Source organism: Burkholderia metallica, assembly GCF_902832845.1.
Taxonomy (GTDB): domain Bacteria; phylum Pseudomonadota; class Gammaproteobacteria; order Burkholderiales; family Burkholderiaceae; genus Burkholderia; species Burkholderia metallica.
In genome coordinates, this window is the sequence record NZ_CADFDB010000004.1 from 99,122 (window position 1) to 111,349 (window position 12,228).

A 12,228-nucleotide genomic window follows, 5' to 3' on the forward strand; every position below is an offset into this window, starting at 1 on the left:
GCATACCACTTCGGGTAAATCCCTACCTCGCACTTCGTTGTAAACAAAGGGTTTGTCGGCACTAAAACGCTTGCCGGGCAAGGCTTTCGGCGATTTCGGCGTCGCTAATACCAGTTCATTGACTGGTATTATTGTGGTTATATAATGCCCTCACTTTCGACGGCCTGAGGTCGTCGTCCGACACCCGGAGGCACATGGAAACCGGCTGGCCCGAACTGGCGCCCGATCCCCTCAGCGACACGCCGCTCTATCTGCAGCTCGCCCGCAATCTGGCGAGCGCGATCCATGCGGGTGCGTGGCAGGCGGGCGAAGCGCTGCCGTCGGAGCGACTGCTGTCGGTGTCGGTCGGCGTGTCGCGGATCACGGCCCGTCGCGCACTCGCGCTGCTGGTCGAGCAGGGATTGATCAAGCGGGCGCGCGGGGCGGGCAGTTTCATCACGCCGCGCGTCGCCGATCCGCTGTCGCGTCTCGTCGGCTTCACCGCGAAGATGCGGCAGCGCGGTTTCGTGCCCGATTCGGTGTGGCTGTCGCGCACGCTGCGCGCCGCGAGCCGCGACGAGATCACGCATCTCGGCCTCGCGCCCGGCGCGACGGTGGCGCGGCTCGAACGGCTGCGCCGCGCGGACGGCATCGTGATGGCCGTCGAGCATTCGACGCTGCCGGCCGCGGTGGTGCCCGACCCGCAGGCGCTCGGCGCGTCGCTGTACGAATACCTCGAAGCGCGCGGGATGACCGTCGTGCGCGCGCTGCAGCACTTTCGCGCGGCGAACGCGACTCACGCGATCGCGAAATGGATGGCGGTGAAGCCGGGCTCGGCGCTGCTGGTGATCACGCGGATCGGCTACGGCGCCGACCAGCGCGCGATCGAAGTGAGTGAAACGTATTGCCGCGACGATTACTACGACTTCGTCGCCGAACTGAAACGCTGACGCGCGCTGCCTGCGCGACCGGCGTGAAGCGACGACACGGATTGGCACATCACGACGCGGTTGCCCGCGTCACCAGATCATCAAGAGAACGTCATGCTGACTGGAAACATCCTTACCCCCGACGGCTGGATTCACGGTTCGCTCGATAGCGAGAACGGCCGCATCACGACGCTCGACGGCAAGCCCGTCGATCCGGCGAAGAACGACGCACCTTACATCCTGCCCGGCTTCATCGACCTGCACGTGCACGGCGGCGGCGGCGCCGACGTGATGGAAGGCGGCGATGCGATCGAGACGATCGCGCGCACGCACGCGCAGTTCGGCACGACGAGCCTGCTCGCGACGACGATGACCGCGCCGCGCGACGAACTGATGCAGGTCGTCGCGAATCTCGGCACCGTCGCACGCACGCGTACGCCGGGTGGCGCGCGCGTGCTCGGCGTGCACCTCGAAGGCCCGTACATCAATCCCGGCAAGCTCGGCGCGCAGCCCGACGCGGCCGTGTCGGCCGTGCTCGACGAAGTGCTGAAGTACCTGTCGATCGCGCCGATCCGCGTCGTCACGCTCGCGCCGGAAATCGCCGGCCACATCGAGATCATCGGCGAGATGGCCGCGCGCGGCGTGCGCGTGCAGCTCGGCCACTCGCTCGCGACCTACGACGACGCGGTCGCCGCGCTCAAACACGGCGCATGCGGTTTCACGCACCTGTTCAACGCGATGTCGCCGCTGCATCACCGCAACCCGGGCCTCGTGGGCGCGGCGCTCGCGCATGCCGAATACGCGGAAATCATTCCCGACCTGCTGCACGTGCACCCTGGTGCGATTCGCGCCGCACTGCGCGCGATCCCGCGCCTGTACGTCGTGACCGACAGCACGTCCGCCACCGGCATGCCCGACGGCGAATACCGGCTCGGCAGCCAGCACGTGACCAAATGCCTCGGCGGCGTGCGGCTCGCCGACGGCACGCTCGCCGGCAGCACGCTGACGATGGACCAGGCGCTGCGCAACCTCGTGTCGCTCGGCCTGCCGATCGCCGACGTGTCGAACCGGATGTCGCGCTATGCGGCCGACTACCTCGGCATCGCCGATCGCGGCCGCCTCGAACGCGGCGCATGGGCCGATCTCGCGGTGTTCGACCGCGACCTGAACCTCACCGCGACCTACGTCGAAGGAGAATCGATTGTCGAATATGCTTAAGGAAGCGCGCGAGTCCGCCCAGGTCGTCGCCGCGCAGATCGCCGACACCACGCGCGTCGAAGCGCTCGCCGGCCAACTGCTCGATCACCCGCCGGCCGTCGCGCTGACGGTCGCACGCGGCAGCTCGGATCACGCCGCGAGCTATTTCGCGAGCCTGACGATGAGCCGCCTCGGCGTGCCGGTCGCGTCGCTGCCGATGTCGGTCGCGACGCTGCAGCAGGCGCCGCTGAAGGTGCAGGACCAGCTCGCGATCGCGTTCTCCCAGTCGGGCAAGAGCCCCGATCTCGTCAATACGATGGCCGCGCTGCGCGAAGCCGGCGCGCGCACCGTCGCCGCCGTGAACGTGCTGCCGTCGCCGCTCGCCGACGCGTGCGAACACCAGTTGCCGCTGCTCGCCGGTCCCGAACTGTCGGTGGCCGCGACGAAGAGCTATATCGCGATGCTGTCGCTGTCCGCGCAGATCGTCGCGTACTGGCAGCGCGACGCCGCGCTGATGACCGCGCTGCGCGGCCTGCCCGACGTGCTCGCGCAGGCCGGCCGGCTCGACTGGTCGCCCGCCGTTGCGGCGCTGGCCGGCGTCGAGCGGATGATCGTGATCGGCCGCGGCCTCGGCCTGGCGATCGCGCAGGAAGCCGCGCTGAAGCTGAAGGAAACGTCCGGCATCCAGGCCGAGGCGTTCTCGAGCGCCGAAGTCCGTCACGGCCCGATGGAACTGATCGACCGCGACTATCCGCTGCTCGTGTTCGCGCCGCCCGGGCCCGAGCAGGCCGGGCTGCTGCAGCTCGCCGAAGACATGCGCGCACGCGGCGCCGCCGTGCTGCTCGCGGCGCCCGCCGGCACGCCCGGCGTATCGGGCACCGTGCTGCCGCTGGCGCAGTCCGCCCATGCGGCGCTCGACCCGATCGCCGCCATTCTCTCGTTCTACGTCATGGCGGCGGATCTCGCCGTCGCGCGCGGCCGCAATCCCGACACGCCGCGCCACCTGAACAAAGTCACCGAAACGCACTGATAGCCGAGACAGCCGATGAGACGCGCCGAGGAGTCCCAGTTGAAGAACCCCACCCCCGATCAGATCGTTCTGCTTAGCCCGTTGACGGGGCCGATCGTCGCACTGGCCGACGTGCCCGATCCGGTGTTCTCCGGCGGGATGTTCGGCGACGGCATCGGCATCGACCCGCTCGCGGGCCGGCTCGTCGCGCCGTGCGCGGGCGTCGTGTCGCATCTCGCGCGCACGGGCCATGCGGTGACGATCACGACGCCGCAAGGCGCGGAAGTGTTGCTGCACATCGGCATCGACACCGTCGAGCTGAACGGGCAGGGCTTCGTCGCGCACGTCGAGGCCGGCGCGCGCGTCGAAGCCGGTGCATTGTTGATCGAGTTCGACCAGGACGCGGTGGCGCGCAGCGCGCATTCGCTCGTGTCGGTGATCGCGATCGCGAACTCGGACGCATTCGAAGTCGTCGATCGCGCGAGCGGTTTCGCGACGGCCGGCGAGACGCCGCTGCTCGCGTTGCGCGGGAAGGGCGAAGCGGCCGCCCAGGCGGCGCAACCGGGCGCGGCCGCGCAGAACGAAGTGCGCCGCGAAATCGTGCTGGCGCAGCCGGGCGGCCTGCATGCGCGGCCGGCCGCGCGGGCGCGCGAAGCCGTGCGCGGGTTCGACGCGACCGTCGACGTGCTGTTCGACGGCCGCAAGGCGTCGATCGCGAGCGTCGTCGGCCTGCTCGGCCTCGGCGCGGGTGAAGGCGCGACGGTCGAACTGGTCGGCCGCGGCGCGCACGCGCAACAGGCCGTCGACGCGGTCGAGCACGAGCTGCTGCGCGAAGCGCACGGCGAAGTCGAGGAAAAGCCGGCGCGACTGAGCTCGCCGGCGCCGCAGACGATCGCGCGCAACCTCGGCGCCCCCATCGACCCGAACACGCTCGCGGGCGTGTGCGCGGCGCCCGGCATCGCGGTCGGCACGCTGGTGCGTCTCGACGATGCGGAAATCGTGCCGCCCGAGCAGGCTGCCGGCACGCCCGCCGCGGAAAGCCGCCGGCTCGACCAGGCGCTGAAGGCCGTCGACGCCGAACTCGACGAAACGGTGCGCAACGCATCGGCGCGCGGCGCGGTCGGCGAGGCGGGCATCTTCGCGGTGCACCGCGTGCTGCTCGAAGATCCGACGCTGATCGACGCGGCGCGCGACCTGATCAGCCTCGGCAAGAGCGCGGGCTTCGCCTGGCGCGCGACGATCCGCACGCAGATCGACACGCTGTCGAAGCTCGACGATGCACTGCTCGCCGAGCGCGCGGCCGACCTGCGCGACATCGAGAAGCGCGTGCTGCGCGCACTCGGCCACACGAACGGCGCCGCCCGTGCGCTGCCCGACGAAGCGGTGCTCGCGGCGGAGGAATTCACGCCGTCCGACCTGTCGTCGCTCGATCGCCAGCGCGTGATCGCGCTCGTGATGGCGCGCGGCGGCGCGACGTCGCATGCGGCGATCATTGCGCGCCAGCTCGGCATTCCGGCGCTGGTCGCCGTCGGCGATGCGCTGTACGCGATTCCGGACGGCACGCAGGTCGTCGTCGATGCGAGCGCGGGCCGGCTCGAACACGCACCGACCGCACTCGACGTCGAGCGCGCGCGGCACGAGCGCCAGCGCCTGGACGGCGTGCGCGAGGCGAACCGGCAGCTGGCGGGTGAAGCCGCCGCGACGGTGGACGGCCGCGCGATCGAGGTCGCCGCGAACATCGCGACGCTCGACGACGCGCATACCGCGGTCGACAACGGCGCCGACGCGGTCGGCCTGCTGCGCACCGAGTTGATGTTCATTCATCGCCAGGCCGCGCCGACGGTCGTCGAACACCAGCAGAGCTACCAGTCGATCGTCGACGCGCTGCAGGGCCGCACCGCGATCATCCGCACGCTCGACGTCGGCGCCGACAAGGAAGTCGACTACCTGACGCTGCCGCCCGAACCGAACCCGGCGCTCGGCCTGCGCGGCATCCGTCTCGCGCAGGTGCGCCCCGACCTGCTCGACGATCAGTTGCAGGGCCTGCTCGCGGTGAAGCCGTTCGGCGCGGTGCGCATCCTGCTGCCGATGGTCACCGACGCGGGCGAGCTCGTGCGCCTGAAAAAGCGCATCGACGAATTCGCGCGCGCGCAGGGCCGTACCGAGCCGATCGAGGTCGGCGTGATGATCGAGGTGCCGTCAGCCGCGCTGCTGGCCGACCAGCTCGCGCAGCACGCGGATTTCCTGTCGATCGGCACCAACGACCTGACGCAGTACACGCTCGCGATGGACCGCTGCCAGGCCGATCTGGCCGCGCAAGCCGACGGCCTGCATCCGGCCGTGCTGCGCCTGATCGACATCGCGGTGCGCGGCGCCGCGAAGCACGGCAAGTGGGTCGGCGTGTGCGGCGCGCTCGGCGGCGATCCGCTCGCGGTGCCGATCCTGGTGGGCCTCGGCGTGACCGAACTGTCGGTCGACCCCGTATCGGTGCCGGGCATCAAGGCGCGTGTGCGCCGTCTCGATTACCAGTTGTGCCGTCAGCGCGCGCAGGATCTGCTCGCGCTCGATTCGGCACAGGCGGTAAGGGCAGCAAGCCGCGAAGTCTGGCCGCTCGACTGAGCGTCGACGGCAGGTTCGCGACCGGTTTCACGACGAAAGCAATTAGGTCAACGACGATTAACGATGAGACAAGGATTGGAGGACTGAATGAACGGGAATCCGTTTCTGAAAATACAGGGCCTGGGCCGGGCGCTGATGCTGCCGATCGCGGTATTGCCGGTCGCCGGCATCCTGCTGCGGCTCGGTCAGCCGGACGTATTCAACATCAAGATGATCGCCGACGCCGGCGGTGCGATCTTCGACAACCTGCCGCTCCTGTTCGCGATCGGCGTGGCGGTCGGCTTCGCGAAGGACAACAACGGCGTGGCGGCGCTTGCGGGCGCGATCGGCTATCTGATCGAAACCGCGATCATGAAGGACATCGATCCCAAGCTGAACATGGGCGTGCTGTCCGGGATCATCGCGGGTGTGGTCGCGGGCCTGCTGTACAACCGCTATAAAGACATCAAGCTGCCGGACTACCTCGCGTTCTTCGGCGGCAAACGGTTCGTGCCGATCATCACGGGGCTGGTGTGCGTGATACTCGGCATCGCGTTCGGGTACGTCTGGCAGCCGATCCAGCATGCGATCGACGCGGCCGGCCAGTGGCTGACGACCGCGGGCGCGATCGGTGCGTTCGTGTTCGGCTTCCTGAACCGGCTGCTGCTCGTCACGGGCCTGCACCACATCATCAACTCGCTCGCATGGTTCGTGTTCGGCAACTTCACGCCGCCGGCCGGCGGCGAGATCGTGCACGGCGACCTGCACCGCTTCTTCGCGGGCGACCCGACCGCGGGCACCTTCATGGCCGGCTTCTTCCCGATCATGATGTTCGGCCTGCCTGCCGCGTGCCTGGCGATGCTGCACGAAGCGCCGAAGGAACGCCGCGCGATGGTCGGCGGCCTGCTGTTCTCGATGGCGCTCACGTCGTTCCTGACCGGCGTGACCGAGCCGATCGAATTCAGCTTCATGTTCCTCGCACCGGTGCTGTACGTGATCCACGCGGTGCTGACCGGGCTGTCGCTCGCGATCTGCCAGATCCTCGGCGTGAAGCTCGGCTTCACGTTCTCCGCCGGTGCGATCGACTACGTGCTGAACTACGGGCTGTCGACGAAGGGCTGGATCGCGATTCCGCTCGGTATCGCGTACGGCGCCGCGTACTACGGGCTGTTCCGCTTCTTCATCCGCAAGTTCAACATGGCCACGCCGGGACGTGAGCCGGCATCGGCCGACGCGGCCACGGAATCGTACGCATCGGGCGGCTTCGTCGCACCGGCCGCGGGCGCAGCCGCGGTTGCCGCCGCACCGCGCGCGCAACGCTACATCGCCGCACTCGGCGGGGCAGGCAACCTGTCGGTGGTCGACGCGTGCACGACGCGCCTGCGCCTGACCGTCGTCGATCCGGAGAAGGTGTCGGAGCCGGAACTGAAGTCGATCGGCGCGCGCGGCGTGCTCAAGCGCGGCGGCAACAGCGTGCAGGTGATCATCGGGCCCGAGGCCGACATCATCGCCGACGAAATGCGCGCCGCGATCGGCAGCGGCGCGGCGGCCGCGGCATCGACGGCGCCGGCCGTCGCCGCGCAGCCCGTCACGGGCGCGGCCGCCGGCCCGCTCGATCCGGAGCCGACGCGCTGGCTCGCGGTGTTCGGCGGCGCGACGAACGTCGTGTCGCTCGACGCGGTGGCGACCACGCGCCTGCGGGTGGTGGTGCGCGATCCGTCGGCGGTCGATCGCGATCGTCTCGGTGCGCTCGACGTCGCATGGGTGTCGCTCGATACGTTCCACATCGTCTGCGGCAACGCGGCCGCGCGTTATGCCGAGCAGCTCGGCGCACGCTTGCCGCCGTCGGGCGGCGGGGCCGCCGCGCAACCGGCCTGACGCGATGAAGCCGGCTCGATCCCCGATGCGGGGTCGGCCGGGCGGTAAAACGAAAACGGCTTGCGATACGTCGCAAGCCGTTTTTCTTTGGCGGGGAGGATGGCGCGATGCGTTTGCCCATCGCGCATCGCTCGACTGTGTCGCCGATCGGCGGATCAGCCGCTCAGCCGTTCAGTTGCTCAGCCGATCACGGATTCGTCAGCGTGAAGGTCGGCTTCCGGTAGCCGACCCCGGCCCGGTCGAGCTTCGGCAATTCGCGTTGCGTGAGCAGCGTCGCGAAGCCGGCCCAGTCGCGCTGCAGCGCGGCCGTGTCGACGTGGTGCGTGTCGCCGCGCTTGAAGCGCACGCCGGCCGCGTACGGCAGCTCCCAGTCGGCCCGGTGCCACGCGCGCTCGGCGAGCGCGAGCAGCCGCGGATAGGTCATGTATTCGAGGAAGGTTTCGTTGCGCATCACCTCGCCCCACGCCTGGCCCTGCATGCCTTCGATGCGCGGCGCGGGGCCCGTGCCCGTCACTTCGAACGTGTTGCCGTCACGGTCGCCCATCACCTCCGCGTTCTGCGGCAGATTCTCCGGCGCGAGCGAGAACACCTTGTACTCGTCCGTCGCGTGCGAGCCCCAGTAGTAGCCGCGCTCGCGCGGATTGAGCGTGTACGGGAAGTCGAAGTACAGGTAGTCGGGCAGCGCGAGCACCGTCAGGTAGCCCTTGCCGCTCAGGTCGCGCGCGCTGTCCGATGCGCCCCAGAAGATCGTGTCCCACAGCGACACCATCACGTGGCGCGTGCTGAAATCCTGCGGCCCGTTCGCATGCTTGATGCCGTCCTGCCACGCGGCCATCGTGTCGACGCCGTTCGCACTGACCGCCGCGCTCACCTGTTGCGCGAAACGCGTCGGCAGCTCGTCGATCGACTTGATCTCGCCACGCTGGAGCAGCGCCGTGCACGCGGGCGAACGCGCCCACGGCTTGTCCTGCGCGGCGAGATCGATGCGGCCCTTGGTCGGGTCGGTGCCGTTCAGTGGCTGGAAGCCCGCGCCGAGGAAGATGTTCTTCGCCTCGTCGCCGCCGTAGTGCCAGATGTGCAGCGGCGCCTGCGCGTCCGCATGCATCGCCGCGATCTCGCGGATCACCTTCGACGCGAAATTGAGCGCGCCCGGCACGCACGGGTTCAGGTCGCTGCGGCGGTCGTAGAACTGCACCGTCGTCAGGTTCGTCGTGTCCTGCGGGTCGAGCAGCCGGTACGCATTCGCTTCCTGCTCGCGGCCGGCCGCGTGCAGCCGCCGGTAGCGCGCCTCCATCGTCACGACGGCCGCGCGCGCATGCGCGGGCATGTCGATCTCGGGGACGATCTCGACGAAATGCGCGGCGGCGTAGCGCACCAGGGCCACGTAGTCGTCGCGCGTCAGGTAGCCGCCGCCCGAACGATTGTCGGGGCCGGAGCCGAGTTGCGGCAGCAGGCAGCGCGTCTCGCTCGGGTCGTGGCAGCGCCGTCCGCCGATCTCGGTCAGCTCGGGCAGGCCCGGAATCTCGATGCGCCACCCTTCGTCGTCGGACAGGTGCAGGTGCAGGCGGTTGAGCTTGTATGCGCTCATCTGGTCGATCAGGCGGCGCAGCGTCGCCGGATGCTTGAAGTTGCGGGCGAGATCGACGTGCATCCCGCGATGCGTGAAGCGCGGTGCATCCTCGACGAGCATCGCCGGGATCGGGCCGCCGCCGGCCGGCGCGAGCGAGTAGAGCGTCTGCACGCCGTAGTAGAGGCCGGCGCGATCGTAGCCTTCGATCAGCACGCCGCGCGGCCCGATCGCGAGCCGGTAGCCGCCCGGCGTCGCGATGTCGGCCGGCAGCCGGCGTGGCGCGACGACGCCGCGCACCGGCACGGGCGCGCCGTCGAGCCCGAGTGTCGTCGCGCGATCGCGCAGCGCCGCGACCTGCGCGTCCCGCAGATCGGGCAGCGCGAGCTCGACGCCGCGCAGGTCGAGCGCGCCGGGCAGCGGCAGCTCGCGCTTCACGCTCGGCAGCGCGCGGCGTGCATCGGGCCGGGCGGCCACGGGCGGCGCATTGCCGGTCGAGTTGTTCTGCGCGTCGGCCGGCAGCGATTCGACATAGCGCAGCTCGTCGTCGGTGTCGTTGTAACGGAGCACGGCGGGCGGCGCGCCATCGACGACCACGTACGGGCGCGGGATCACGTCGCTGTAGCGCAGCAGCCAGTATTCGGCGACGAACGGCAGCTCGATGCGCTCGCCAGGGGCGAGCCGCACCGAGCCCGGCTGCGGCGTCAATTCGTACAGGTCGCCGGTGAGCCGCCGCAGCGCGAAGCCGGAGCGGTCGATCCGCAGCAGGCGGCGGATGCTGTGCAGATAGAGCTTCCAGCCGCCGTCGGCGATCACCTGATGGCCGCGGTTCTGCAGGATCAGGCGACCCGTCGCGCAGGCCGCGCCGTCGGCGCCGAGATCGGCGCACGGCACGCCGGCCGCGGCCGCGTGGTTGTTGTCGACGGCGACGCGCAGTGCGAGGCCGTTGGACAGCTGCGCCGCGAGACTGGCCGCCTGCGCGGCCGATTGCGCGGTGCCGGCGGGGGCGGCGGCGGTGACCGACGTCGGCTGCGCGGCGATCGCAGCGGGCGACAGCACCGCTACCAGCAGGCCGGCAACGAGGGAAGGCAGGGTACGCTTCATTCGAACTCCTGAGAAAAAAAGGGGCGTGGCGGCGTCGTGAGGCGACGTCGCTGCGAGCGGGTCTTTCAGTGGAGCTGCGGGAGATACCGGCACGCAGGGCGATGCGGCCGCACTGCGCGCAATCTGCACGCCGGGGCGTGCGCTATGGAACGGGAGGCGGGCACGCGTGCCGGTCGGATCGGCGCGGGCGGGTGCGCGTCTTCATCGGCGGTGCACGGCGGCGAATGCAACGGCGCTTGCGGATGCAGCGGCGCTCGCAAGTGCTGCGGGCGAGGCGGCATGGCCAGCGGCACAGGCGCTCGCCCGACCGGCGCGAACGATTGCGGCACCGCGCGTCGGCCACGCGCAACCGGCCGCTGCGCGCCGACGGCGAAACGGCGCGCGCACGCGCGCCACAGACGGGATTCGCATGTCTCCCCCACCCAGAAGGAATCGGCCTGTCAGCGGCCGTGTCCAACGATCTTATGAAACCTTTTATTGGTATTCAAGTGGTATCAATCTGGCGCTAAATTGGCATCGACATGAAGCGCCTGCCGCGGGCGCCCGGGACGAAAAAAAACCTCGCGCGAGGCGAGGTTCGTTCCGGCCGGCGGCGCGATCGGCCGCGCGTGCCGCGCGTCAGTCGCGGCGCGCGCGTACGGGTGCCTGTTCCGTCTTCTGCCGCGCTTCGAGCCACATCGCGTTGACGATGCCGAACGACAGCGCGACGCCGATACCGAGAATCCAGCTGAAATACCACATGATCCGACTCCTTGCGAAACGGTGGGCGAGGGCGCATGCGCGCCCCGGCCCGGGTTCAATGCATCAATACATCGAATGCTTGTTCTCTTCGAGCACCTCGTGCGTGACCTTGCCGCGCATCACGCGATACACCCAGCTCGTGTAGAGCAGGATGATCGGCAGGAACACGATCACCGCGAACAGCATCACCTGCAGCGTCATGTGGCTCGACGTCGAATCCCACACGGTGAGGCTGCTGCGCGGGTCGAGCGACGACGGCATGATGAACGGGAACATCGAGAAGCCGGCGGTGAGGATCACGCCGACGATCATCAGGCCCGTGCAGAAGAACGCCGTCTTTTCCTGCTTCGAGCCCGCGAGCAGCAGCGCGAGCAGGCCGCCCGCGATCCCGACGACGGGCGCCGCGATCATCCACGGATACTCGCCGTAGTTCGCGAGCCACAGGCCCGAACCGGCGGCGACGTCCTTGAGCAGCGGGTTCGCGACCGTATCGGTCGGCGCGGCGTGCGTGATGTGGAAGCCGCCGATGGTGAACGCGATCAGCACGCCGGCCAGCACGAACAGCACGACCGCGAGGAACGACGCCACGCGCAGCGCGACCGACGCGCGGCGTGCGATCACGCCTTCCGTCTTCATCTTGATGAAGGCCGCGCCGTGCGCGACGAGCATCGTGAGGCTGACGAGCCCGCACAGCAGCGCGAACGGGTTCAGCAGCGCCCAGAAGCCGCCGTAGTAGGTCACGCGCAGGTCGCTGTCGAACTTGAACGGCACGCCTTGCAGCAGGTTGCCGAACGCGACGCCGAACACGAGCGCCGGCACGAAGCCGCCGACGAACAGGCCCCAGTCCCAGCCCGCGCGCCAGCGCGGGTCGGGCCGCTTGCTGCGGTAGTCGAAGCCCACCGGCCGGAAGAACAGCGCGAACAGCACGAGCAGCATCGCGAAGTAGAAGCCGGAGAACGATGCCGCGTAGACGAGCGGCCAGGCCGCGAACATCGCGCCGCCGGCCGTGATCAGCCACACCTGGTTGCCTTCCCACGTCGCGCCGACCGTGTTGACGATGATGCGGCGTTCCTCGTCGGTCTTGCCGAGGAACGGCAGCAGCGCGGTCGCGCCCATGTCGAAGCCGTCGGTGACGGCGAAGCCGATCAGCAGCACGCCGACGAGCAGCCACCAGATCAGCTTGAGAGTTGCGTAGTCCATAGCGATTCCTTGTTCCGTTTCGGGTG

8 protein-coding genes are annotated in these 12,228 nt (G+C 69.5%); 5 read left to right on the plus strand and 3 right to left on the minus strand.

Features of this window, described 5'->3' with window-relative positions; genetic code table 11:
- Positions 1–194: 194 nt before the first annotated feature.
- The 5 genes from HWX08_RS13280 to nagE all read left to right on the plus strand — a co-directional run bounded on the left by HWX08_RS13280 (position 195) and on the right by nagE (position 7,590).
- Complete coding sequence (locus HWX08_RS13280; RefSeq protein WP_069257631.1) at positions 195–929, plus strand: GntR family transcriptional regulator; 735 nt, start codon at positions 195–197, stop codon at positions 927–929.
- 93 nt (positions 930–1,022) lie between these two features.
- Positions 1,023–2,126, plus strand: a complete 1,104-nt coding sequence (gene nagA, locus HWX08_RS13285; RefSeq protein ID WP_069257630.1) for an N-acetylglucosamine-6-phosphate deacetylase — start codon at positions 1,023–1,025, stop codon at positions 2,124–2,126.
- Entirely contained in the window at positions 2,119–3,135 is a 1,017-nt protein-coding gene (locus HWX08_RS13290; protein WP_107313166.1) for an SIS domain-containing protein, read from the plus strand. The genes nagA and HWX08_RS13290 overlap by 8 nt, the downstream gene beginning before the upstream one ends.
- Positions 3,136–3,150: 15 nt before the next feature.
- Positions 3,151–5,733 carry a phosphoenolpyruvate--protein phosphotransferase gene (ptsP, locus tag HWX08_RS13295; protein WP_174921489.1) on the plus strand — a complete coding sequence of 861 codons (2,583 nt, stop codon included), beginning with the start codon at positions 3,151–3,153 and terminating at the stop codon, positions 5,731–5,733.
- An 87-nt stretch (positions 5,734–5,820) separates the two neighbouring features.
- Complete coding sequence (gene nagE, locus HWX08_RS13300) at positions 5,821–7,590, plus strand: N-acetylglucosamine-specific PTS transporter subunit IIBC (protein WP_069257627.1); 1,770 nt, start codon at positions 5,821–5,823, stop codon at positions 7,588–7,590.
- 187 nt (positions 7,591–7,777) lie between these two features.
- Here the strand turns inward: nagE and HWX08_RS13305 are convergent, their stop codons facing one another.
- The 3 genes from HWX08_RS13305 to cydB form a co-directional block, all read right to left on the minus strand.
- Entirely contained in the window at positions 7,778–10,261 is a 2,484-nt protein-coding gene (locus tag HWX08_RS13305) for a family 20 glycosylhydrolase (RefSeq protein WP_174921488.1), read from the minus strand.
- Positions 10,262–10,879: 618 nt separating this feature from the next.
- Positions 10,880–11,002, minus strand: a complete 123-nt coding sequence (gene cydX / locus HWX08_RS13310) for a cytochrome bd-I oxidase subunit CydX (RefSeq protein WP_174921487.1) — start codon at positions 11,000–11,002, stop codon at positions 10,880–10,882.
- 63 nt (positions 11,003–11,065) lie between these two features.
- A complete protein-coding gene (cydB, locus tag HWX08_RS13315) occupies positions 11,066–12,202 on the minus strand; it encodes a cytochrome d ubiquinol oxidase subunit II (RefSeq protein ID WP_069257624.1) in 1,137 nt (378 codons plus the stop codon).
- Positions 12,203–12,228: the final 26 nt, after the last annotated feature.